32 protein-coding genes are annotated in these 21,529 nt (G+C 36.1%); 1 reads left to right on the plus strand and 31 read right to left on the minus strand.

All coding sequences use genetic code 11. The annotated features are described in order from the left end of the window. Nucleotides 1-179: 179 nt before the first annotated feature. Nucleotides 180-446, plus strand: a complete 267-nt coding sequence (locus tag AB6T46_RS05745; RefSeq protein WP_370931193.1) for a hypothetical protein — start codon at nucleotides 180-182, stop codon at nucleotides 444-446. A 327-nt stretch (nucleotides 447-773) separates the two neighbouring features. Here the strand turns inward: AB6T46_RS05745 and alaS are convergent, their stop codons facing one another. From alaS to tuf, 31 genes are all read right to left on the minus strand, one after another. Further along, the gene (gene alaS, locus AB6T46_RS05750; RefSeq protein WP_370931194.1) at nucleotides 774-3,446 is read right to left on the minus strand and encodes an alanine--tRNA ligase; all 2,673 of its coding nucleotides are present in this window, start codon (nucleotides 3,444-3,446) and stop codon (nucleotides 774-776) included. Nucleotides 3,447-3,511: 65 nt separating this feature from the next. Next, nucleotides 3,512-4,567 carry a recombinase RecA gene (gene recA, locus AB6T46_RS05755; protein WP_370931195.1) on the minus strand — a complete coding sequence of 352 codons (1,056 nt, stop codon included), beginning with the start codon at nucleotides 4,565-4,567 and terminating at the stop codon, nucleotides 3,512-3,514. A gap of 100 nt (nucleotides 4,568-4,667) precedes the next feature. Next, entirely contained in the window at nucleotides 4,668-5,909 is a 1,242-nt protein-coding gene (locus AB6T46_RS05760; protein ID WP_370932053.1) for a replication-associated recombination protein A, read from the minus strand. 253 nt (nucleotides 5,910-6,162) lie between these two features. After that, complete coding sequence (gene rplQ, locus AB6T46_RS05765; protein WP_370931196.1) at nucleotides 6,163-6,591, minus strand: 50S ribosomal protein L17; 429 nt, start codon at nucleotides 6,589-6,591, stop codon at nucleotides 6,163-6,165. A gap of 21 nt (nucleotides 6,592-6,612) precedes the next feature. Then, the gene (locus AB6T46_RS05770) at nucleotides 6,613-7,626 is read right to left on the minus strand and encodes a DNA-directed RNA polymerase subunit alpha (protein ID WP_370931197.1); all 1,014 of its coding nucleotides are present in this window, start codon (nucleotides 7,624-7,626) and stop codon (nucleotides 6,613-6,615) included. 86 nt (nucleotides 7,627-7,712) lie between these two features. Next, nucleotides 7,713-8,102: a 30S ribosomal protein S11 gene (gene rpsK / locus AB6T46_RS05775; RefSeq protein ID WP_370931198.1), complete on the minus strand. Its 390-nt coding sequence runs from the start codon at nucleotides 8,100-8,102 to the stop codon at nucleotides 7,713-7,715. An 83-nt stretch (nucleotides 8,103-8,185) separates the two neighbouring features. Continuing rightward, nucleotides 8,186-8,554 (minus strand): 30S ribosomal protein S13, encoded by a 369-nt coding sequence (gene rpsM, locus AB6T46_RS05780; protein WP_370931199.1) that lies wholly within the window; start codon nucleotides 8,552-8,554, stop codon nucleotides 8,186-8,188. Between the two features lie 116 nt (nucleotides 8,555-8,670). Beyond that, complete coding sequence (locus AB6T46_RS05785; RefSeq protein ID WP_370931200.1) at nucleotides 8,671-9,261, minus strand: adenylate kinase; 591 nt, start codon at nucleotides 9,259-9,261, stop codon at nucleotides 8,671-8,673. Then, nucleotides 9,258-10,610 (minus strand): preprotein translocase subunit SecY, encoded by a 1,353-nt coding sequence (gene secY, locus AB6T46_RS05790; RefSeq protein ID WP_370931201.1) that lies wholly within the window; start codon nucleotides 10,608-10,610, stop codon nucleotides 9,258-9,260. The genes AB6T46_RS05785 and secY overlap by 4 nt, the downstream gene beginning before the upstream one ends. Before the next feature lie 63 nt (nucleotides 10,611-10,673). Then, complete coding sequence (gene rplO / locus AB6T46_RS05795) at nucleotides 10,674-11,135, minus strand: 50S ribosomal protein L15 (RefSeq protein WP_370931202.1); 462 nt, start codon at nucleotides 11,133-11,135, stop codon at nucleotides 10,674-10,676. Nucleotides 11,136-11,150: 15 nt separating this feature from the next. Continuing rightward, on the minus strand, nucleotides 11,151-11,360 hold the full coding sequence (rpmD, locus tag AB6T46_RS05800) for a 50S ribosomal protein L30 (RefSeq protein WP_370931203.1): 210 nt from the start codon (nucleotides 11,358-11,360) through the stop codon (nucleotides 11,151-11,153). A gap of 31 nt (nucleotides 11,361-11,391) precedes the next feature. Then, nucleotides 11,392-11,937 (minus strand): 30S ribosomal protein S5, encoded by a 546-nt coding sequence (gene rpsE, locus AB6T46_RS05805; RefSeq protein ID WP_370931204.1) that lies wholly within the window; start codon nucleotides 11,935-11,937, stop codon nucleotides 11,392-11,394. Nucleotides 11,938-12,002: 65 nt separating this feature from the next. Beyond that, nucleotides 12,003-12,365, minus strand: coding sequence for a 50S ribosomal protein L18 (rplR, locus tag AB6T46_RS05810; RefSeq protein WP_370931205.1), 363 nt, complete (start codon nucleotides 12,363-12,365; stop codon nucleotides 12,003-12,005). Nucleotides 12,366-12,377: 12 nt separating this feature from the next. Beyond that, nucleotides 12,378-12,911, minus strand: coding sequence for a 50S ribosomal protein L6 (gene rplF / locus AB6T46_RS05815; RefSeq protein ID WP_370931206.1), 534 nt, complete (start codon nucleotides 12,909-12,911; stop codon nucleotides 12,378-12,380). A 69-nt stretch (nucleotides 12,912-12,980) separates the two neighbouring features. Next, a complete protein-coding gene (rpsH, locus tag AB6T46_RS05820; protein WP_370931207.1) occupies nucleotides 12,981-13,379 on the minus strand; it encodes a 30S ribosomal protein S8 in 399 nt (132 codons plus the stop codon). A 10-nt stretch (nucleotides 13,380-13,389) separates the two neighbouring features. Further along, entirely contained in the window at nucleotides 13,390-13,695 is a 306-nt protein-coding gene (gene rpsN / locus AB6T46_RS05825; RefSeq protein ID WP_370931208.1) for a 30S ribosomal protein S14, read from the minus strand. Between the two features lie 23 nt (nucleotides 13,696-13,718). Then, nucleotides 13,719-14,276: a 50S ribosomal protein L5 gene (gene rplE, locus AB6T46_RS05830; RefSeq protein WP_370931209.1), complete on the minus strand. Its 558-nt coding sequence runs from the start codon at nucleotides 14,274-14,276 to the stop codon at nucleotides 13,719-13,721. Continuing rightward, nucleotides 14,269-14,583 (minus strand): 50S ribosomal protein L24, encoded by a 315-nt coding sequence (gene rplX, locus AB6T46_RS05835; protein WP_370931210.1) that lies wholly within the window; start codon nucleotides 14,581-14,583, stop codon nucleotides 14,269-14,271. The genes rplE and rplX overlap by 8 nt, the downstream gene beginning before the upstream one ends. Nucleotides 14,584-14,592: 9 nt before the next feature. Further along, the gene (gene rplN / locus AB6T46_RS05840; RefSeq protein WP_370931211.1) at nucleotides 14,593-14,961 is read right to left on the minus strand and encodes a 50S ribosomal protein L14; all 369 of its coding nucleotides are present in this window, start codon (nucleotides 14,959-14,961) and stop codon (nucleotides 14,593-14,595) included. A 165-nt stretch (nucleotides 14,962-15,126) separates the two neighbouring features. Continuing rightward, nucleotides 15,127-15,354: a 30S ribosomal protein S17 gene (gene rpsQ / locus AB6T46_RS05845; protein ID WP_370931212.1), complete on the minus strand. Its 228-nt coding sequence runs from the start codon at nucleotides 15,352-15,354 to the stop codon at nucleotides 15,127-15,129. Between the two features lie 17 nt (nucleotides 15,355-15,371). After that, on the minus strand, nucleotides 15,372-15,566 hold the full coding sequence (gene rpmC / locus AB6T46_RS05850; protein ID WP_370931213.1) for a 50S ribosomal protein L29: 195 nt from the start codon (nucleotides 15,564-15,566) through the stop codon (nucleotides 15,372-15,374). An 11-nt stretch (nucleotides 15,567-15,577) separates the two neighbouring features. Beyond that, nucleotides 15,578-15,991, minus strand: a complete 414-nt coding sequence (gene rplP, locus AB6T46_RS05855; RefSeq protein WP_370931214.1) for a 50S ribosomal protein L16 — start codon at nucleotides 15,989-15,991, stop codon at nucleotides 15,578-15,580. Between the two features lie 23 nt (nucleotides 15,992-16,014). Then, nucleotides 16,015-16,719, minus strand: a complete 705-nt coding sequence (gene rpsC / locus AB6T46_RS05860) for a 30S ribosomal protein S3 (protein WP_370931215.1) — start codon at nucleotides 16,717-16,719, stop codon at nucleotides 16,015-16,017. Then, entirely contained in the window at nucleotides 16,719-17,108 is a 390-nt protein-coding gene (rplV, locus tag AB6T46_RS05865) for a 50S ribosomal protein L22 (protein ID WP_370931216.1), read from the minus strand. Before rplV ends, rpsC begins: the two co-directional genes overlap by 1 nt. A 2-nt stretch (nucleotides 17,109-17,110) precedes the next feature. Continuing rightward, entirely contained in the window at nucleotides 17,111-17,389 is a 279-nt protein-coding gene (gene rpsS, locus AB6T46_RS05870) for a 30S ribosomal protein S19 (RefSeq protein ID WP_370931217.1), read from the minus strand. 14 nt (nucleotides 17,390-17,403) lie between these two features. After that, nucleotides 17,404-18,237: a 50S ribosomal protein L2 gene (gene rplB, locus AB6T46_RS05875; protein ID WP_370931218.1), complete on the minus strand. Its 834-nt coding sequence runs from the start codon at nucleotides 18,235-18,237 to the stop codon at nucleotides 17,404-17,406. A 21-nt stretch (nucleotides 18,238-18,258) separates the two neighbouring features. Beyond that, the gene (locus AB6T46_RS05880; protein WP_370931219.1) at nucleotides 18,259-18,552 is read right to left on the minus strand and encodes a 50S ribosomal protein L23; all 294 of its coding nucleotides are present in this window, start codon (nucleotides 18,550-18,552) and stop codon (nucleotides 18,259-18,261) included. After that, nucleotides 18,539-19,168 carry a 50S ribosomal protein L4 gene (rplD, locus tag AB6T46_RS05885; protein ID WP_370931220.1) on the minus strand — a complete coding sequence of 210 codons (630 nt, stop codon included), beginning with the start codon at nucleotides 19,166-19,168 and terminating at the stop codon, nucleotides 18,539-18,541. The genes AB6T46_RS05880 and rplD overlap by 14 nt, the downstream gene beginning before the upstream one ends. Next, nucleotides 19,168-19,929, minus strand: a complete 762-nt coding sequence (gene rplC / locus AB6T46_RS05890; protein WP_370932054.1) for a 50S ribosomal protein L3 — start codon at nucleotides 19,927-19,929, stop codon at nucleotides 19,168-19,170. The genes rplD and rplC overlap by 1 nt, the downstream gene beginning before the upstream one ends. Before the next feature lie 28 nt (nucleotides 19,930-19,957). Continuing rightward, entirely contained in the window at nucleotides 19,958-20,266 is a 309-nt protein-coding gene (gene rpsJ, locus AB6T46_RS05895; RefSeq protein WP_370931221.1) for a 30S ribosomal protein S10, read from the minus strand. A gap of 49 nt (nucleotides 20,267-20,315) precedes the next feature. Further along, nucleotides 20,316-21,491, minus strand: coding sequence for an elongation factor Tu (gene tuf / locus AB6T46_RS05900; protein WP_370931222.1), 1,176 nt, complete (start codon nucleotides 21,489-21,491; stop codon nucleotides 20,316-20,318). Nucleotides 21,492-21,529 lie beyond the last annotated feature (38 nt).

The raw sequence follows: 21,529 nt of genomic DNA on the forward strand, positions 1-21,529 counted from the left end.
TAAATATTGATTTATTAAGTATTGCTATTATTTATCTATTTTTAACAAAAAAGTATAATTTTTAAAAGAAAAAATCCTTTAATAACGCTTACCCTCTTCACTTTACTAAAAATTCCACTAAATGCTAAACCAGCTATAAAAATTAAATTATTATATATGATAAAATAAAGGATATACGTATGAATGGTCTTATAATACTCATTATTCAACTTTTAACTGGAGCTGCTGGAGGTAATATTGCCGGTCTTATCCGTAAAATAAGCCTAGGAAGCACTGGAAACACTATTGCAGGAGCTTTAGGTGGAATATTATTATCAAATGTGTTAAGCGTCTGGGGTGTTGGCTATCTTCAAAACTTAGTAAATATATTAATAAGCGGTCTATTAGGTGGTATAATCGTCACTATAATCGCAGGACTAGTACGTAATTTACTGCGCAATTCTTAAAATATAAGGGGAACGTACAATATTATTATATTTCTTTCAGTAAGTAATATAATAATATTGTTACGCTCCTTTTACTGAAAATAAACTATAACCTCAATATAACTTTGCTGCAAACAACAATGTTATATAGTTACCTAACTTTACTACGGTAATAGAAATATTCTTAAGCTACTTAACTAAAAATAATTTATAATCTCAATATAGCCTTGCTACAAGTAACAATATTATATCATCAACCACTTACCACAATAAGCCGTGATATCGCAACACACCTTACTAAATAATTTATAATAGATTAATTTGCTACAAATATTTTACAGCTATATATTACTTTTGTTTATCTAGAATAACTTCTTTAATAGCTTCAATAGCATTTAAAGCATTACTACCATTTGAGCCACCTGCTTGGGCCATATCAGGACGCCCTCCTCCACCCTTGCCCCCTAATATTTCAGCAGCTAATTTAACTAAACTTACAGCAGTGAATTTATCAAGTAAATCAGCTGTAACGCCTACTATTATAGTGGCTTTATTAGTTTCGTCGACAGCAATAAAAGCTACAATACCACTTTTAATTCTAATTTTTGCTGCATCTACTAAAGCTTTCAATTCCTTTACGGACACACCGGATAATATTTTAGATAAAAATTTTATATTTGCAATTTCTTCTATATTATCATTTTTACCATTATTAGTATCATTGCTAGATAATAAAGATTCTTTACGTAACTTAGTTAAATCTCTTTCTAATTTCTTTTTATCTTCTAATAGACTAACTAAACGTTCTGTTAATTTTTCTGGTTGTGTTTTTAATAAACTAGCTGCTTTTTCTGCATAGTCTTCTTGTTGCAATAGATATTCTCTTGCTTTTTCAGAGGTTAAAGCCTCAATACGTCTGACTCCTGCACTCACACCGCTATCAGATATTATATGAAATAAACCGATCTCAGCAGTATTTTCTACATGAGTACCCCCGCATAATTCAGTAGAAAAACAAATATTATCATCACTATCGAACTTATTACCTGATACAGTGACAACACGTACTAAATCAGAATATTTTTCTCCAAACAATGCTACTGCGCCTTTATCAATAGCCTTTTCTTTATCCATTACTGATGTATTTACATTGTTATTCAAAAATATTTGTTGATTAACCAAATTAGAGATATCTATCAATTCTTGTTTAGTCAAAGGTTTTGGATATGAAAAATCAAACCGAAGACGATCAGCAGAAACTAACGATCCTTTTTGCATAACATTATTACCAAGTATCTTACGTAAAGCAGCATGTAATAAATGAGTGGCTGAATGATTGATAGCTGTTTTTTTCCTAAAATCTTTATCAACTATAAAATCTGCTTTCATAGATTTATTAATAATACCACTTCTAACAATACCATAATGACTTATAATACCGGCATGTTTTTTAGTGGTTAACACCTCAAAACTAAAATCATCTCCGTTTATTAAACCTTTATCACCTATTTGCCCACCAGATTCAGGATAAAAACAAGTTTTATCACTGATAATAATTGCTTCTTGTCCTTCGATAATCTTATCGACTAATTTATCTGCACAAATTATATTTTTAATCTCTGAATGACAATGCAAACCTGAATAACCTAAAAATTCTGTTTCACCTAATTGTTCTTGCAATTTAAACCAGATAGAATCAATTGCTTGCTCACCAGATCCTGACCAATTAGAACGAGCATCCTGTTTTTGCTTTTCCATAGCAACTTCAAAAGACTTTACGTCAACTTTGATATTTCTTTTACGTAATACATCTTGAGTTAAATCCAAAGGGAATCCATAAGTATCATAAAGCTTAAAGGCTATATCACCTTGCAATTCATCTCCAGATTTCATGTGTTTTGTAGCTTCATCTAATAACAATAAACCACGATCTAAGGTTCGTCTAAAGCGATCTTCTTCTAACAATAATGTCTCAGAAATTAATGACTCATTATTTGCTAATTCTGGATAAAAATCACCCATCTCCTTTATAAGAGTCGGCACTAAACGCCACATCATAGAATCTTGTACACCAAGTAAATTTATATGACGCATCGCTCTACGCATAATACGGCGTAATATATAACCTCTACCCTCATTTGACGGTAATATACCTTCAGCAATCAAAAAACTCGCTGAACGCAAATGATCAGCAATAACTCTATGACTGATTAAACTATCACCCTTAGCCGCTTTATTTGAGAAGGTCACAGAAGCATCTATTAATTTTTTAAATAAATCTATATCATAATTATCATGCACGCCTTGTAATACAGCAGCTATACGCTCAAGACCCATGCCAGTATCAATAGATGGTTTAGGCAACAGTAGCATTTCACCTCTAGCTGTTTGCTCAAACTGCATAAACACTAAATTCCAAATTTCAACAAAACGATCGCCATCCTCATCGGCACTTCCAGGAGGTCCACCCCATATTTTATCACCATGATCATAAAATATTTCAGAACATGGTCCACAAGGTCCTGTTTCGCCCATCGTCCAAAAATTATCTTTAGTACTAATACGGATTATTTTATCCTCAGATAAATTAGCAATTTTTTTCCAATAATTAATTGATTCTTCATCTGTATGATAAACAGTAACTAACAATTTCTCCTTAGGAAGAGCAAATTCCTTAGTTAATAAATTCCAACTGTGAAATATAGCTTCTTCTTTAAAATAATCCCCAAAAGAAAAATTACCTAACATTTCAAAAAAAGTATGATGTCTGGCAGTATAACCTACATTATCTAAGTCATTATGTTTACCACCAGCCCTAACACATTTCTGCGCAGAAGTAACTCTTTTATCTTTAGGTGTTTCTACACCAGTAAAAAAATTTTTAAAAGGTACCATACCGGCATTGGTAAACATAAGACTAGGATCGTCATGCGTAATAAGAGAAGCAGAATCAACTTTCACATGTCCAACTTTAGCGAAATAATCTAAAAAAACAGACCTAATCTTATTAACGCTATTCATTTTTTTACTCTCTTAAACTAAACACAATAAAAGCTAATTCTATAAATAATTAAATTTTTTAAATATTATTCTTCTAATACTAAATCACTATTAGACGTCAAATCATCTGAACCTTCCATAAGTTTAGTGCTTAATAAACCAGCATTTTCTCTTATAGAATTTTCTATAAATTCAGCTAATTCTGGATTATCACGTAAATATTGTTTAGCATTTTCTTTACCTTGACCTAACCTATTGGAATTACAAGAAAACCAAGCGCCGGATTTTTCAACAATACCAGCTTTTACTCCAAGATCGATTAACTCGCTATACCTAGAAATACCTTCACCATACATGATATCAAATTCCACCTGTTTAAAAGGAGGAGCCATTTTATTTTTAACAACTTTAACTTTAGTTTGATTACCTATAATATTTTCTTTATCTTTTATTTGACCTATACGCCTAATATCTAAACGAACAGATGCATAAAATTTCAATGCATTACCACCTGTAGTAACTTCCGGTGATCCATAAAATACACCTATTTTCATGCGCATTTGATTGATAAAAATCAATACACAATTAGATTTAGATAATGAAGCTGTAATTTTACGTAATGCTTGACTCATAAGACGCGCTTGAGCACCTGGAGCACTATCGCCCATTTCACCTTCAATTTCAGTTTTAGGAGTTAATGCCGCGACTGAATCAACTACTAAAACATCTAAAGCACCTGAACGTATAAGAGTATCTGTTATTTCTAATCCTTGCTCTCCAGTATCAGGCTGTGAAATTAATAAATCTTCTAGATTAACTCCTAATTTACGAGCATAAACAGGATCCAAAGCATGTTCAGCATCTACGAAGCCACACACACCACCCATTTTTTGAGCTTCAGCAATAATATGTAAAGATAGAGTGGTTTTACCTGAACTTTCAGGACCATATATTTCTATTACTCTACCTCTAGGAACACCGCCAATGCCTAAAGCTATATCTAAAGACAAAGATCCGGTAGGAATAACTTCCACTCCCTTAACTTGATCATTTGATCCCATCCGCATAATTGAACCTTTACCAAAAGTTCGCTCAATTTGCGATAATGCTGCTGCTAAAGCTTTTGTCTTATCCGTTGTCATAATATTTACTTTCCAAAGTTCAATATATTAACTATAATCTATTTATACAGGTAATTAATTGTTTATTATGATTGAAATATATATTTCCACAATCATTTTATTAAATTTCATTATTTTTGTTTTTTTTCTCTCTAAGATTATTCCACCAAGATATTCTTTTTTTTACTTCTCTCTCAAACCCGCGCTCAACCGGGTGATAATAAGATTTTCTACCTAGCTCCGTAGGAAAATAATCAGCACCTGAAAAAGCATATTCATAATTATGATCATAATTATAATTAGCACCATAACCTAATTCTTTCATCAATTTAGTAGGTGCATTTAGAATATGAGCGGGTGGAGCATAATGCGAAAATTTTTTAGCGTCTTTCATAGCTTCCTTAAAAGCTTTATATATAGCATTAGACTTTGGCGCAGTAGCTAAATATAAACATGCCTGCGCAATTGCTAATTCTCCTTCAGGAGAACCTAAATGCAAATAACTTTCCCTAGCAGCAATTGAAATAGATAAAGCTTGAGGATCTGCTAAACCTATATCTTCACTAGCTATCCTAATCAAACGCCGTGCTAAATATAAAGGATCTTCACCAGCAGATAACATACGACAAAAATAATATAAAGAAGCATCAGCATCACTACCACGAATAGATTTATGTAAAGCAGAGATTAAATTATAATGTCCGTCACCTGATTTATCATATATAGCAAATTTTTTCTGTAATATTGTTAATAATTGGTCATTAGATAAAATATTTGGATCAGTTCTCGATAAAATTTCTTCAACTAAAGTTAAAAGGAAACGAGCATCACCATTTGCTAAATTAATTAAGATTTTCTTTCCTGTTTCATCTATTGGTAAACAACGATTTTCTGTTTCTTCTACTTGAGTCAATAAATTATCTAAAATCTCCTCGCTAAGAGGTTTAAAAATAATAACACGAGCCCTGGATAATAATGCAGAATTTAAATTAAAAGAAGGATTTTCGGTGGTTGCTCCAATTAAAATAACCGTACCATCTTCCAATACAGGTAAAAAAGAATCTTGCTGCGTTTTATTAAAACGATGTATTTCATCTACAAATAATATTGTTTGTTTATTATTATTTCTATATTCTTTAGCTTTGTCAAAAATTTTCTTTAATTCTGCAACACCAGAAAAAATAGCCGAAATCTGAATAAATTCATACTCATCACGTTGAGATAATAAACGAGCCGCGGTAGTTTTACCTGTTCCAGAAGGGCCCCAAAATATCATAGAGGATAAATGATTACGTTCTAATATTCCATCAGAACCAGTTAAATGTTCCTGCCCTAATAATTGTTGTAAATTTTTAGGACGCATTTTTTCAGCTAAAGGTATATATAATTTACTACCAGAATTATTATCGTCAAAAGGTAAATCTGCAAATAAATTTTCCGGCATTATATTTCCTAATTTTCTATGAGTTACATTAATATAATATAACTCATAGAAAAAAGCTAAAAATTATTTTACAATAACCATAATCTATTATTAAACTATCTGGATAATTAATAATATAAAAGAATAAAGAGACCTCTATAAGGTCTCTTTATTAAATAACAAGTAATTTTAATTACTCAGATACAGGCTCTTCAACGGTATTATTTGCTACACGTTCTTTATCAGCCTTACCTTTTGCATTAACATCTCTGTCAACAAACTCTACAACAGCTAAAGGTGCATTGTCACCATAACGATATCCAGCTTTTACAATACGTAGATATCCGCCTTGTCTAGCAGCATAACGAGGAGCTAAAACATCAAAAAGTTTAGCAACTAAACTAGAATCTTTGACTGAAGCAAGTGCCTGACGACGAGAATGTAAATTTCCTCTTTTACCAAGAGTAACTAATTTCTCAACTATAGGACGAATTTCTTTTGCTTTAGGCAAAGTAGTAACTATTTGCTCATGCTCAATCAATGAGGCAGACATATTACAAAACATCGCTTTACGATGACTAGCTGTACGATTTAGCTTGCGACCTGATTTACCGTGGCGCATAAGCTTTCTCCTTTTCTAATATTAATACTGATCTTCATAACGTCTAGCTAACTCTTCAACATTTTCTGGTGGCCAAGTTGGCACATCCATTCCAAGATGAAGACCCATTGAAACTAGAACTTCTTTAATTTCATTAAGTGATTTACGACCAAAATTAGGCGTTCTTAACATTTCAGATTCTGTTTTTTGAATTAAATCACCAATATAAATAATATTGTCATTTTTCAAACAATTTGCTGAACGCACTGATAATTCTAATTCATCCACTTTTTTCAATAAAGCTGGATTGAAAGATAATTCAGCCACTGAAGTTTCAACAGATTTTTTCTGTGGTTCTTCAAAATTAATAAACACATAAAGCTGTTCTTGCAAAATACGAGCTGCATATGCAATTGCATCTTCACCACTAACTGATCCATTAGTTTCCACAGATAAAATTAATTTATCATAATCAAGAATTTGTCCAGAACGTGTATTTTCAACTTTATAAGAAACTTTTCTAATAGGTGAATAAAGGCTATCAATAGGTATAACTCCTATTGGATCATCTTCAGCTCCATTACGATCAGCTGAAACATAACCTCTACCTTTACCTACCTTAAGTTCCATACGTATTTCAGCACCTTCGTCCAAAGTACATATAACATGTTCAGGATTCAACACCTCAATATCACCAACTAATTGGATGTCACCCGCCATAACAACACCGGGACCTTTTTTATGAAGAACCAAACGTTTTGTATCTTCACCTTCCATCCTTATCGCAACTTCTTTAAGGTTTAAAATGATATCCATGACATCTTCACGCACACCAGCGATAGAAGAAAATTCATGTAAAACACCATCTATCTGAACAGAAGTAATAGCAGCCCCACGTAATGATGAAAGCAACACTCTTCTTAACGCATTTCCAATAGTTAAGCCAAAACCTCTTTCCAAAGGTTCCACCGAAACTGTAACATGTTTATTAGACATATTTTCATGATAAGAAACAACAGCCGGTTTAACTAAATCTTGCCAATTTTTTTCAATCATTATAATACCTTCCTATTTTACCACTATCCTATCGTGGCAACAATACGGGGATCTGTATAGAAGCAATAACCCTTCTATACAAATAATTAAACACGACGACGTTTTGGCAAACGCGTACCATTATGAGGGATAGGCGTAACATCACGTATAGATAAAACTGTAAAACCAGAAGCTTGTAAAGCACGTAACGCTGATTCTCTACCAGAACCAGGACCACAAACTTCAACTTCTAACGTTTTAACTCCGTGTTCTTGTGCTTTTTTCGCACAATCTTCAGCTGCAACTTGAGCTGCAAAAGGTGTTGACTTACGTGAGCCTTTAAAACCCTGCAAACCAGAGGAAGACCAAGCTATGGTATTTCCTTGCGCATCTGTAATAGTAATCATTGTGTTATTAAATGTAGAATTAATGTGAGCAACACCTGAAGATATATTCTTCCGCTCACGACGACGAACACGAGTCGCTTCTTTTGCCATAATTATCACCTTTCATGATCTCAACACCACCGTATCCCCAGTGGCTACACCTACCAGCTAATTTTAGCTGAACTTAATAGGAATTATTTCTTCTTACCTGCTATAGCTTTTGCAGGACCTTTACGGGTACGAGCATTAGTATGAGTACGCTGACCTCTTACTGGTAGCGAACGACGATGCCTTAAACCACGATAACAACCTAAATCCATTAATCGTTTAACATTCATAGAAACTTCACGACGCAAATCGCCTTCTACTTGGTAATCACGATCTATAGCTTCACGGATCCGCAAAATTTCTGCATCGGTTAATTCATTAACACGCTTAGAAGATGGAATGTTAACACTATCCACTATCTTCTGCGAAAAATTAGGTCCAATCCCATGAATATACTGAAGAGCTATAACCACTCTTTTATTCGTAGGGATATTAACGCCAGCAATACGAGCCACGCTTAATCTCCTTTAAATTCTACTCTATCCTAAATAAGGATATACACATATTAAATTACTAGTTCTTACTTTTAACAAATTTTACAAAAAAGTCAATAGAAAGACATAAAATCTTGTTATTTACATCTTTTTTGTATTTTAGCTTCTATAGCCGCGGTGACCTCTGGTATAGTAAGCATTCCGTCAACAACATCCAACTTGCCTAGATTATTATAATAAGCTGCTACTGGTGCTGTTTTACTTCTATATTCAGCTAATCTTTTTTCTAAAACTTCGACAGAATCATCTAACCGCGCTACTTGCCCTGTACTTTGAGCATCTTTAACACGGGATTCAATTCTAGAAAATAAAATATCTTCATCAACGCGAATTTCAATAACTGCATCCAACTTAATATTTTTATCTAAAAATAATTTAGTTAAACCCTCAGCTTGAACTAAATTTCTAGGATAGCCATCTAAAATAAATCCTTTACCTGCAGGTAAATTATTAATAGAATCGGCAATTAATTTTTCAACTATAGCATCAGATATTAACAAACCTTCTTTAATTTTAGCCTCAATATCTTTACCAAATGCATCACCAACCTTTACAGCAGAACGCAACATATCTCCTGTTGATAAATGAGCAACATTATATTTTTCCATTAATATTTTAGCTTGAGTTCCTTTACCAGAACCGGGTGAACCTAATAAAATTATATTCATCTTAAACGTCTTCCTCCTTGACGATTACCCTTCAAACGACTCTTTTTTAATAAACCAGCATATTGTTGTGAGATTAAATGACTTTGAATCTGCGACACTGTATCCAAAGCAACATTAACCATAATTAACAATGATGTACCTCCTAAATGAAGTGGAACACCTGTAGCTGATAATAACAACTCAGGAAACAAAGCAACGCAAACTATATATATAGCACCTAAAACTGTTATTCTGGTCAAAACATAATCAATATATTCCGCTGTCTTTTCGCCTGGTCTTATACCAGGAATAAAACCGGAATGTTGTTTCAATTGGTTAGCTGTATCAGTAGGATTAAAAACAATAGCAGTGTAAAAAAAGCAGAAGAACACCATAAGCACAGCAAATAAGATCATATACAGCAATTGACCATGACTTAATTGACCTAAAATTACTGACAACCATTGAGGAATATTTTCAGCGGAAGTAAAACCAACAATAGTAGTAGGCATCAATAAAATAGCAGAGGCGAATATCGGAGGAATAACACCCGCTGTATTCAACTTTAATGGTAAATGAGATGTCTCACCTTGAAGCAATTGCCTACCAACTTGACGTTTCGGATATTGAATAAGCAAACGACGTTGAGCACGTTCAAAATAAACGATAACACCTATAACTGCAACGATAAATAACAAAATACCTAAAATAGTAAAACTTGATAAAGCACCTGTTCTTCCTAGCTCCATTGTAGCAGAAAAAGCTGCAGGAAGTTCAGCGACTATACCAGCAAAAATTATCAAAGATATACCATTACCAATACCACGAGAAGTTATCTGCTCCCCTAACCACATTAGAAAAACGGTACCGCCAACAATGGTAATAGTAGTAGAAACTATAAAAAAGCTACCAGGGTTTGAAACTAAACCCGCACTAGACTGCAGGCCAAATGATAAACCAACCCCTTGAATAACCGCAAATAAAACCGTCAAATAACGAGTATACTGATTTAACAATTGTCGACCGCTTTCACCATCTTTTTTGATAGCTTCTAACTGCGGTAGCACAGATGAAAGAATTTGTATAATAATTGAGGCAGAAATATAAGGCATAATTCCTAAAGCAAAAATAGCCATACGCCCTATAGCACCACCAGCAAACATATTAAATAGACCTAACACGCCACCAGAATGCTGTGTAAATAAATTATATAAGGCATCAGCATTAATACCTGGAATAGGAACATAAGTTCCAAAACGATATACAATAAGAGCACAAAGGGTAAACCACAAACGTGCTTTTAACTCTTTAGCTTTAGAAAAAGTGGAAAGATTCATATTAGATGCAAGTTGCTCTGCAGATGATGCCATTACTGTACTGTCTCCTATGTTCTTCCTAAAAAATAAATTTTGAGGGAAAACTCCCTCAAAAAACTATACTGTTAATAATTTAATTGATCCGCCAGATTTTTCAATTTTTTGAATCGCAACTTTAGAAGCTCCAGAAACTTCAAAATTTAAAGGTTGCTTTAGATCTCCAGTAGAAAGGATACGAACGCCATCGTTCAAACGACGAATAATTCCTAATTCTTTTAAAAGAGAAGCTGTGATAACTTTATCAATAGTTAAAGAACCAGAATCAACAGCAAATTGAATCCTATCCAAAGAAACAATATTATATTTCTTACTAAATAAGTTATTAAAGCCTCTTTTAGGTAAACGACGATAAATAGGCATCTGACCGCCTTCAAAACCGTTAAGCGAAACACCAGAACGAGACTTCTGACCTTTAACACCACGACCGCCAGTCTTACCTACACCAGAACCTATACCGCGACCAACGCGTTTACGAGACTTTGTAGCACCAAGACAATCACGTAGTTCATTTAATTTCATAATTTCACTCCTACCTTAACGCCCTTCATCCACAATACGGACTAAATGCTCTACTTTTTTGATCATACCTCTAATTGCAGAAGTATCTTCAAGAACACGACGACGATGCATTTTATTCAATCCTAACCCAATAAGGGTAGCTCGCTGAATAGCAGGACGGCGTATAGGACTACCTATCTGCTCCACAGTTAGTGTTTTTAAAGTTTCGTTTTTCTTCTTAACCATAATATCAATTCCTAAAATATAAACTACACTATTATTCTTCAGAACCAATAAGATGCTGACGGCGAGATTGTAATGTGGAATATTTGATACCGCGCTGAGAAGCAACTAACTTAGGATGAACCTGATGACTCAATGCATCAAAAGTAGCTCTCACCATATTATAAGGATTAGACGAACCCAAAGATTTAGCAACAACATCCTGTATACCAACAGCTTCAAAAATAGCACGCATCGGACCACCAGCAATAATACCAGTACCAACAGCAGCTGAACGTAACAATACTTTACCAGCTCCATGACGACCTGAAATATCATGATGCAAAGTACGACCTGAACGCAAAGGAACAAAAATCATACTTTTACGAGCAGCATCGGTAGCTTTTCTAATAGCTTCAGGAACTTCTTTTGCTTTACCATGACCAAAACCGACTCGACCCTTTTGATCACCAACCACAACAAGGGCAGCAAAACCAAAACGGCGACCACCCTTAACAACTTTTGCAACACGATTAATATGAACTAGTTTATCTACTAGATCATTATCACGATCTTCTCTATTTTTCTCTCTCGGTGCCATATCCTATCCTTTTTCTTTTCCGGAAGCACTACTTTGCTAATATTATTAACAAAATATCTTATCAACTAAAACAACAGTCCGCCTTCTCTAGCAGAATCAGCAAGAGCTTTAACGCGACCATGATAAATATAAGATCCACGATCAAAAACAACTTCTTTAATTCCAACAGCTAAAGCACGTTCAGCTATTAACTTTCCTACCGCAGCAGCGGCTGCTTTATCAGCAGAAGATTTCAATTGCCCTTTTAACGAAGCATCTAAAGTTGAACTAGAAACAATTGTATGACCTTTAGAATCATCTATTACTTGAGCATAGATATTTTGATTTGAACGATAAACACTCAAACGCAAACGACCATCTGCAACTGATTTAATTTTACGACGAACCCTTTGAGCACGACGTTGGACTTTTTCTTTCTGAGATGACATTATAACGATCCCTTATTTCTTCTTACCTTCTTTGCGAACAATTTTTTCATTCGCATATCTTACACCCTTACCTTTATAAGGTTCAGGACCACGATACTTCCTTATTTCCGCAGAAACATGACCTACTTGTTGCTTATCGATACCTGAAACAACAATTTCTGTTGGCTTAGGAACTGAAACAACAACACCTGAAGGAACTCTATAAATAACCTCATGACTAAAACCTAAAGAAAGCTGAAGATCTTTACCTTGCATTGCTGCACGATAACCAACCCCACTAATTTCTAAACGTTTTTCAAAGCCATCTTTAACTCCTATGATTATATTTTCAATCATAGAACGAGACATACCCCACTTAGAACGAGCATCTTTAGAATCATCTTTAGGTGATACAGAAATAGAATTTTCTTCAAAATTTATTAAAACCTCATCATTAACAACATAAGACAACTCACCTTTAGAGCCCTTAGCTTTAACAATTTGACCTTCAACGGATATTGTCACACCCTGAGGAATAATAATCGGCTTTTTTCCAATACGAGACATTTTTTAACCTGTCTTTTATTTCCGAGTAAATTTACTCAATTATTACAAACCAACAAGCATCTTAGCAGATTAAAAAATCTGACACAAAAGCTCACCACCAACATTTCGATCACGGGCTTCATGATCTGCCATAACTCCTTGCGAAGTCGACAAAATAGAAATACCCAAACCATTAGCCACATTAGGTATTGCTTTAGCAGAAACATAAACACGACGACCAGGTTTTGAAACACGACTAATCTTACGTATAACAGGAGTACCTTCGTAGTATTTCAACTCAATATCTATCTCAGCTTTACCATGATCTAAATCTTTCCGCTCATAACCACGGATATAACCTTCTGCCTGTAAAACATCTAAAACACGAACACGTAATCCCGAAGCTGGCGTAGATACGCGCAAATGACGACGAGACATTGCATTACGAATTCGTGTCAACATATCTCCAATAGGATCTGAAACAGCCATAATAATACCCTTACCAACTAGACTTAACTAAACCAGGAATACGACCCTGAGACCCAAGCTCACGAAGTGCTATACGTGACATCCTAAGCTTACGATAATAAGCCCTTGGACGACCTGTAACTTCACAACGATTATGAACCCTATTCTCAGCAGAATTGCGTGGCAACTCTGCCAATTTTAAATTTGCGCGAAAACGCTCATCTAAAGAAAGATTACGATCCATAACGATCGCTTTCAAGCGTGAACGCTTAGACTTATAGAGTTTTACTAACTCCATTCGACGTTTATTCTTTTCAACGGCACTAACTTTTGCCATAATATACCTCGCTACGATTGCCGTTACTTAGAAAAGGGAAAATTCAAACAACGTAATAATTCACGTGCTTCAACATCCGTTTTCGCTGTCGTACAAACGATTATATCCATACCCCAGATCTGACTAACTTTATCATAGTTAATCTCTGGGAACACAATATGCTCTTTAAGTCCCATGGCAAAATTACCACGACCATCAAAGCTTTTTGGGTTTAAACCCCTAAAGTCACGAACCCTTGGTAACGCAACATTTATTAAGCGATCCAAAAATTCGTACATTTTTTCACGACGAAGGGTAACTTTTGCACCTATTGGCATACCTTCGCGAACCTTAAAAGTTGCAACAGAACGACGAGCTCTAGTAACAACAGCACGCTGACCAACTATCAAAGATAAATCAGCAGCAGCAGATGCTGGTTTTTTAGAATCAGCCGTTGCTTCACCTACACCCATATTGATAACTATCTTATCAACCCTAGGTATTGACATAGGATTACTATAGTTAAACTGAGATAAAAGATCCTGCCTAACAACTTCATTATAATATTTTCTCAAACGAGGTTCTAATTTTACATCAGCCATCGATCAATTCTCCTGAACGCCTAGCCACACGAACCTTCTTTCCTTCAGAATTGATGCGGAAACCAACACGAGTGGCTTTGCCATCTTTAGGATCCAAAAGCGCTAAATTAGATAAATGAATAGGGGCTTCTTTTGGAATAATACCCCCTTCAGAATCACGAGTTGGCTTTTGATGACGCTTTACAATATTAATTCCACGAACCAAAGCTAAACCTTCTTTAGGCATAACCTTAAGCACTTCACTAACCTGACCTTTATCCTTACCAGTAAGAACAACGACCTTATCATTTTTACGTATCTTATTCATCCTAAACCCCTACAAGACTTCAGGCGCCAATGAAAGAATCTTCATATGACTCTTAGCGCGCAATTCACGTGGAACAGGTCCAAAAATACGTGTACCTATAGGCTCTTTTTTATTATCTATTAGAACCGCCGCATTCTTATCAAAACGAATAACACTACCATCTAACCGACGTATATCCTTCGCTGTACGAACAACAACAGCTTTCATCACATCACCTTTTTTAACGCGCCCTCGTGGAATAGCCTCTTTAACGGAGACAACTATAATATCTCCTACTGATGCATATCTACGTTTAGAGCCGCCTAAAACTTTGATGCACATGACACGACGGGCTCCGGAGTTGTCCGCAACGTCGAGGTTTGTTTGCATCTGTATCATGACTGGTCGCCTTCTTTACTTAACAAAATAAACTAACAAGCAAATATGAACATCCTTTTCGCACATTCGTAACCACTTGTCAAATAACCTTTAAATATTTTATAAAATTTATCACATATTTTTATAAATTTTATAAATATCTAACACTCAATATAGAATTATTGATTATTCCACAACAATCCAACATTTATCTTTAGAGATAGGTGCTGATTCTTCAATAGAAACTACATCACCTACTTTAAAACGATTATTTTCATCATGTGCTTTATATTTACGAGATTGACGAACAATCTTCTGAAGCAAAGGATGAGAATAACGACGCTCTACTCTAACTACTACGGTTTTGTCGCTTTTATCACTAACAACAACACCTTGCAAAATGCGTTTTGGCATCTTCTTAATTCCTTAATTTAGTTTTTAGCCGCTCTTTCACGCATAATAGTTTTTATACGTGAAATATCACGACGAACTTGCTTAACACGAGAAATCTTTTCCAACTGACCGGTTGCCTGCTGAAAACGCAAATTAAATTGCTCTTTCTTGAGATGACCTAATTCTTCAATTAACTCATCTTGCGTCTTAGCTCTTACATCTGAAGCCTTCATAAATAAACTCCTTAGTCTGAAATACGCTGAATAAACCTCGTTTTAACTGGTAACTTAGCAGCACCAAGACGAAAAGCTTCTCTAGCGATCTCTTCAGAAACACCATCTAATTCAAACATTATACGACCCGGAGCAACGCGGGCTGCCCAATAGTCAACACTGCCCTTACCTTTACCCATACGAACTTCTGTCGGCTTACTTGTAACTGGAAGATCTGGAAAAATACGTATCCAAACCCGGCCAGCACGCTTCATATGACGAGTGATAGCGCGACGTGCAGCTTCTATTTGACGCGCAGTTACACGCTCGGGCTCTAAAGCCTTTAATCCATATGTACCAAAATTAAGATCCGTTCCACCCTTCGAAGCACCGTGAATACGACCCTTGAATTGCTTACGAAACTTTGTGCGCTTAGGCTGCAACATGATTCTTACTCCAATTCATTATATTAAGCATTATCTTTACGACGAGGAGAAAAACCTTTATTATTCTCCAAAGAGCGACGCTCTGATGCCATCGGATCATGCTCTAAAATTTCACCTTTAAAAACCCAAACTTTAACACCACAAATACCATATGCGGTTAAAGCTTCTGCTGTACCATAATCTATATCAGCACGAAGTGTATGCAAAGGAACACGACCTTCACGATACCACTCCATACGAGCAATCTCAGCTCCACCTAAACGACCGGAACAATTAATACGGATACCTTCTGCGCCCAAACGTAACGCTGATTGAACAGCCCGTTTCATTGCACGACGAAAAGCTACACGACGTTCTAATTGTTGTGCTATGGACTGAGCTATTAATACTGCATCTGTCTCTGGTTTACGAACCTCTACAATACTTAGCATTGTCTCTGAATCAGTCATCTTTGAAATTTTGGCACGTAATTTCTCAATATCAGCACCTTTTTTACCAATGATCAAACCAGGACGACCGGCATGAATGATAACACGGCATTTTTTATGAGGACGCTCAACAACAACTTTAGAAATACCAGCAACCTTCAATTCCTTTACAAGAAAATCTCTGATTTTAATATCTTCTTGTAAAAGCTTACCATATTCACCTGTATTAGCATACCAGCGAGAATCCCAAGTACGATTAACACCTAAACGAAGCGCTACTGGATTAACTTTCTGACCCATTATGCTGCCTCCTCTTTATTTAATACTTCACGGACGACAATCGTCAAATTTGAAAAAGGCTTTTCTATACGGCTAGAACGACCACGACCACGAACATGAAATCTCTTCATAACCATTGCCTTACCTACATAAGCTTCAGAAACAACCAAAGAATCGATATTTAAATCATGATTATTCTCTGCATTAGCTATAGCAGATTCCAAGGTCTTTTTAACTGTAGCAGCTATACGTTTACGGGAAAAAGTTAAGTCTGCCAAAGCTTTCTCGACCTTTTTACCACGAATTAAAGTAGCAACCAAATTTAATTTCTGAGGACTAATTCTTATCATACGAGTAACTGCCTTAGCCTCATTCTCAGCAAGTTGACGTGGGGTTTTAGATTTACCCATCTTTATTTCCTCTTAGCCTTCTTGTCTGCACCATGTCCATAATAAGTACGAGTTGGAGCAAATTCTCCAAATTTATGACCTATCATTTCCTCTGAAACCAAGACTGGTACATGTTTATTACCATTATATACACCAAAGGTCAAGCCAACAAATTGAGGTAAAATAGTAGAGCGACGGCTCCATATTTTAATCACTTCATTGCGACCACTTTCGCGAACCTTCTCAGCCTTCTTTAGAAGATAGCCGTCAACAAAAGGTCCTTTCCAAACTGAACGAGCCATAGTAGCTTCCTCTCCTATTTCTTGCGCTGATGACGTGAGCGCATGATAAATTTATCTGTCGTTTTATTTGAACGAGTTCTCTTACCCTTTGTAGGTTTACCCCAAGGAGAAACAGGATGACGTCCACCAGATGTACGACCTTCACCACCACCATGTGGGTGATCAATAGGATTCATAGCAACACCGCGAACATGAGGACGCTTACCACGCCACCGAGAGCGACCTGCCTTCCCATCTTTAATATTTAAATGATCAGGATTAGAAACAGCACCAACAGTTGCATAACAAAGACTAGAAACTAAACGCTGCTCACCAGAATTCAAACGTAAAATTACCATACCTTGATCTCTACCAACTAACTGGACATAAGAACCAGCTGAACGGGCAATTTGACCACCTTTACCAGGTTTTAATTCAACATTATGAACTATAGTACCTACAGGTATTGACCCTAAAGGCATTGCATTACCGGGCTTCACATCAGCAACAGCCCCAGAAACAACAACATCACCAACAGCCAAACGTTGCGGAGCTAATATATAACTTAATTCTCCATCTTCGTAACGAATTAACGCTATAAAAGAAGTGCGATTAGGATCATACTCAATACGCTCAACACAAGCTTTAACATCAGCTTTACGACGTTTAAAATCTATTAATCGGTAAGTGCGTTTATGACCACCACCTTGAAAACGTGCAGTGATACGACCTAGATTATTACGACCACCTTTAGATTGCAAACCTTCTGTTAATTTTTTAACCGGTTTTCCTTTATACAAAGAAGAACGATCTACAATAACAAGTTGTCGTTGCCCGGGTGTGGTCGGATTAAAACTTTTTAATGCCATTTTATCTACTCCTAAACCTGCCTAAAGATTGCTCGATACGTCGATTACATCGCCATCAGCAAGTTTAACTATAGCCTTCTTTTCATCAGAACGACGTCCTAACAGCCCACGAAAGCGCTTTTCTTTCCCTTTACGAACCAACGTATTAACTGAAAGCACCTTAACACCAAATAAAGACTCAATTGCGGCCTTAATTTCAGGTTTAGTTGCCTTTTTAGATACATTGAAAATAACTTGATTATGTTCACTAACCAAAGTTGATTTTTCCGTAACAACAGGGCTTAATATTACATCATAATGTTTAAGATCTGTCATTGAAACGCTCCTCAAGTAAATCTAAAGCTGATTTAGACAATACTAATTTAGTACGTCGCAATATATCATATACATTAATACCTTGTACAGGTAATATATCTATATTAGGGATATTTCTTGCCGCACGAGAAAAATTAGTATCAATTACCTTACCATCAATGAAAAGAGCATTTTCAAAACCTAATTTAGTTAATTGATTCCGTAAAAATTTAGTCTTTTCATCACTTGCTGCAAAACTATCAACAATAACTAAATCTGAAGACTTAAGTTTTGCAGACAAAGCATGTCGTAAACCTAAAGCCCGTAGCTTTTTAGGCAAATCATGAGCATGGCTACGAACCACAGGACCATGAGCTTTACCACCACCACGAAACTGAGGAGCTCTAGCAGAAGAATGCCTAGCACGACCTGTACCTTTTTGCTTATACATTTTAGAACCAGTACGAGCGATATCAGCTCTACCTAAAACACTATGTGTTCCCTGCTGACGACGAGCTAACTGCCAACGAACAACACGTTGGAGTATGTCCTCACGAGGCTCTAAACCAAATAAATGCTCTGACAATTCAACTTTACCTGAAGTAGAACCATCAAGTGTTGTAACCTCAAAATTCATTATTCAGCTCCTTCACTAGTTTGCGAAATAACGTCATCAGAAGCTCGATCATTATTATTTTCATTTGATAAATTCTCATCTTTCACTAGCTGACGAAGACCAGCTGGCTTCGGAGCATTCTCAGGCAAAGGACTTTTAACAGCATCTTTAACTAAAATCCACCCACCAGCAGAACCAGGAACTGAACCACGAACTAAGATAAGACCTCTAGCCACATCAGTAGAAATAACTTCTAAATTCTGTGTTGTAACACGTACATTACCCATCTGACCAGCCATCTTCTTGCCCTTGAAAACTTTACCAGGGTCTTGACACTGACCAGTTGAACCATGAGCTCGATGAGTAATAGAGTTACCATGAGATGCTCTATGACCACCAAAATTATGACGTTTCATAACACCAGCGAAACCCTTACCAACGGAGGTACCAACAACATCAACTTTTTGTCCAACGACAAAATGTTCAGCTGTCAATTCAGCACCAACCTCTAGCAGATTTTCAGCAGAAACTCTAAATTCTGCAAATTTCGCTTTTGGCTCAACTGAAGCTTTCGCAAAATGTCCACGAAGAGCTTTAGTTACATTTTTAACTTTAGATACACCAGCACCTAATTGGACTGCTATATATCCATTTTTTTCAATTGTTCTCTGGGCTAATACCTGACAAGACTCCATTTGAAGAACTGTCACCGGTATATGTTCTCCCGCATCATTATATATACGAGTCATTCCCATTTTTTTTGCAATAACACCTGAACGCATAGGGTTCGTTCCTTCCGCCATCACCTGCTTACAGCTTAATTTCAACATCAACACCAGCAGACAAATCTAGCTTCATTAAAGCATCAACTGTCTGAGGAGTTGGATCAACGATATCAAGAAGACGTTTATGTGTACGCACCTCAAATTGCTCACGACTCTTCTTGTTTCCATGAGGTCCACGGTTAACCGTGAACTTCTCTATACGTGTTGGTAGTGGAATAGGACCACGTACATTAGCCCCAGTACGTTTTGCCGTAGAGACAATCTCACGGGTTGACGCATCTAGTATCCTATGGTCAAACGCTTTTAAGCGAATACGAATATTTTGACCGTTCATTTTACTACATCCCTTAATTGAGTGCTATAACATAGCACCATTACCATTATTATTCAATAATTTTAGATACAACACCTGCACCAACAGTACGACCACCTTCACGAATAGCAAAACGAAGTTTTTCTTCCATTGCTATAGGAGAAATAAGAGTAACATCCATTGCAACATTATCACCTGGCATAACCATTTCAACATTTGCTGGAAGAGTAACAACGCCAGTAACATCGGTTGTACGGAAATAAAACTGTGGACGATAATTAGTTAAAAATGGTGTATGACGACCACCTTCTTCTTTTGTTAGAATATAAGCTTCTGCCTGGAATTTAGTATGAGGAGTAACACTACCAGGTTTAGCTAAAACCTGACCACGCTCAACACCTTCACGGTCAATACCACGCAATAAAGCGCCTACATTATCACCTGCTTGACCTTGATCAAGAAGCTTACGGAACATTTCAACACCTGTGATAGTAGTTTTAACTGTATCACGGATACCTAAAATTTCAACTTCCTCACCAACCTTAATAACACCACGCTCAATACGACCGGTAACAACTGTACCGCGACCAGAAATAGAAAATACATCTTCTATAGGCATTAAGAACGGCTGATCAATTGGACGTTCAGGAATAGGAATGTAAGAATCAATAGCAGCAACTAATGCACGAATAGCATCTTCACCTATTGTCTTATCACTATCTTCTAAAGCTGCAAGAGCTGAACCTCTAATAATTGGAATTTCATCACCAGGAAAATCATAATTAGTTAAAAGTTCACGTAACTCTAATTCTACTAATTCTAATAATTCTTCATCATCAACCTGGTCAACCTTATTCATGAAGACAACCATAGCTGGAACACCAACTTGGTGAGCTAGCAAAATATGTTCACGTGTCTGCGGCATTGGACCATCGGCTGCTGAAACAACGAGAATAGCGCCATCCATTTGAGCCGCACCAGTAATCATATTTTTTACATAATCTGCGTGACCTGGACAATCAACGTGGGCATAGTGACGATTCTCTGTCTCATATTCAACATGGGCTGCTGAAATAGTTATACCACGTGCTTTTTCTTCTGGTGCAGCATCAATTTGATCATAAGCTCTAAACTCACCAAAGTATTTTGTAATCGCAGCGGTTAATGAGGTCTTACCATGGTCAACGTGACCAATAGTACCAACATTTACGTGCGGCTTTGTTCTCTCAAATTTACTTTTAGCCATTGGGCTTCTCCATTACTTTCTTCGCTATCAACGATTAA

The sequence above is a fragment of the Bartonella sp. DGB1 genome (genome assembly GCF_041345015.1).
Taxonomy (GTDB): Bacteria; Pseudomonadota; Alphaproteobacteria; order Rhizobiales; family Rhizobiaceae; genus DGB1.

Bases quoted from the DNA above. Each gene is read 5' to 3' on its own strand.
- AB6T46_RS05745 (WP_370931193.1), top strand. From the start codon at position 180: ATGAATGGTCTTATAATACTCATTATTCAACTTTTAACTGGAGCTGCT.
- alaS (WP_370931194.1), bottom strand. From the start codon at position 3,446: ATGAATAGCGTTAATAAGATTAGGTCTGTTTTTTTAGATTATTTCGCT.
- recA (WP_370931195.1), bottom strand. From the start codon at position 4,567: ATGACAACGGATAAGACAAAAGCTTTAGCAGCAGCATTATCGCAAATT.
- AB6T46_RS05760 (WP_370932053.1), bottom strand. From the start codon at position 5,909: ATGCGTCCTAAAAATTTACAACAATTATTAGGGCAGGAACATTTAACT.
- rplQ (WP_370931196.1), bottom strand. From the start codon at position 6,591: ATGCGCCACGGTAAATCAGGTCGCAAGCTAAATCGTACAGCTAGTCAT.
- AB6T46_RS05770 (WP_370931197.1), bottom strand. From the start codon at position 7,626: ATGATTGAAAAAAATTGGCAAGATTTAGTTAAACCGGCTGTTGTTTCT.
- rpsK (WP_370931198.1), bottom strand. From the start codon at position 8,102: ATGGCAAAAGAAGCGACTCGTGTTCGTCGTCGTGAGCGGAAGAATATA.
- AB6T46_RS05785 (WP_370931200.1), bottom strand. From the start codon at position 9,261: ATGAATATAATTTTATTAGGTTCACCCGGTTCTGGTAAAGGAACTCAA.
- secY (WP_370931201.1), bottom strand. From the start codon at position 10,610: ATGGCATCATCTGCAGAGCAACTTGCATCTAATATGAATCTTTCCACT.
- rplO (WP_370931202.1), bottom strand. From the start codon at position 11,135: ATGAAATTAAATGAACTACGTGATTGTCTTGGTGCTACAAAGTCTCGT.
- rpmD (WP_370931203.1), bottom strand. From the start codon at position 11,360: ATGGTTAAGAAGAAAAACGAAACTTTAAAAACACTAACTGTGGAGCAG.
- rpsE (WP_370931204.1), bottom strand. From the start codon at position 11,937: ATGGCACCGAGAGAGAAAAATAGAGAAGATCGTGATAATGATCTAGTA.
- rplR (WP_370931205.1), bottom strand. From the start codon at position 12,365: ATGTCATCTCAGAAAGAAAAAGTCCAACGTCGTGCTCAAAGGGTTCGT.
- rplF (WP_370931206.1), bottom strand. From the start codon at position 12,911: ATGTCTCGTATTGGAAAAAAGCCGATTATTATTCCTCAGGGTGTGACA.
- rpsH (WP_370931207.1), bottom strand. From the start codon at position 13,379: ATGGCTGTTTCAGATCCTATTGGAGATATGTTGACACGAATTCGTAAT.
- rpsN (WP_370931208.1), bottom strand. From the start codon at position 13,695: ATGGCAAAAGTTAGTGCCGTTGAAAAGAATAAACGTCGAATGGAGTTA.
- rplE (WP_370931209.1), bottom strand. From the start codon at position 14,276: ATGGCTGATGTAAAATTAGAACCTCGTTTGAGAAAATATTATAATGAA.
- rplX (WP_370931210.1), bottom strand. From the start codon at position 14,583: ATGAATAAGATACGTAAAAATGATAAGGTCGTTGTTCTTACTGGTAAG.
- rplN (WP_370931211.1), bottom strand. From the start codon at position 14,961: ATGATACAGATGCAAACAAACCTCGACGTTGCGGACAACTCCGGAGCC.
- rpsQ (WP_370931212.1), bottom strand. From the start codon at position 15,354: ATGCCAAAACGCATTTTGCAAGGTGTTGTTGTTAGTGATAAAAGCGAC.
- rpmC (WP_370931213.1), bottom strand. From the start codon at position 15,566: ATGAAGGCTTCAGATGTAAGAGCTAAGACGCAAGATGAGTTAATTGAA.
- rplP (WP_370931214.1), bottom strand. From the start codon at position 15,991: ATGTTGCAGCCTAAGCGCACAAAGTTTCGTAAGCAATTCAAGGGTCGT.
- rpsC (WP_370931215.1), bottom strand. From the start codon at position 16,719: ATGGGTCAGAAAGTTAATCCAGTAGCGCTTCGTTTAGGTGTTAATCGT.
- rplV (WP_370931216.1), bottom strand. From the start codon at position 17,108: ATGGGTAAATCTAAAACCCCACGTCAACTTGCTGAGAATGAGGCTAAG.
- rpsS (WP_370931217.1), bottom strand. From the start codon at position 17,389: ATGGCTCGTTCAGTTTGGAAAGGACCTTTTGTTGACGGCTATCTTCTA.
- rplB (WP_370931218.1), bottom strand. From the start codon at position 18,237: ATGGCATTAAAAAGTTTTAATCCGACCACACCCGGGCAACGACAACTT.
- AB6T46_RS05880 (WP_370931219.1), bottom strand. From the start codon at position 18,552: ATGACAGATCTTAAACATTATGATGTAATATTAAGCCCTGTTGTTACG.
- rplD (WP_370931220.1), bottom strand. From the start codon at position 19,168: ATGAATTTTGAGGTTACAACACTTGATGGTTCTACTTCAGGTAAAGTT.
- rplC (WP_370932054.1), bottom strand. From the start codon at position 19,929: ATGCGTTCAGGTGTTATTGCAAAAAAAATGGGAATGACTCGTATATAT.
- rpsJ (WP_370931221.1), bottom strand. From the start codon at position 20,266: ATGAACGGTCAAAATATTCGTATTCGCTTAAAAGCGTTTGACCATAGG.
- tuf (WP_370931222.1), bottom strand. From the start codon at position 21,491: ATGGCTAAAAGTAAATTTGAGAGAACAAAGCCGCACGTAAATGTTGGT.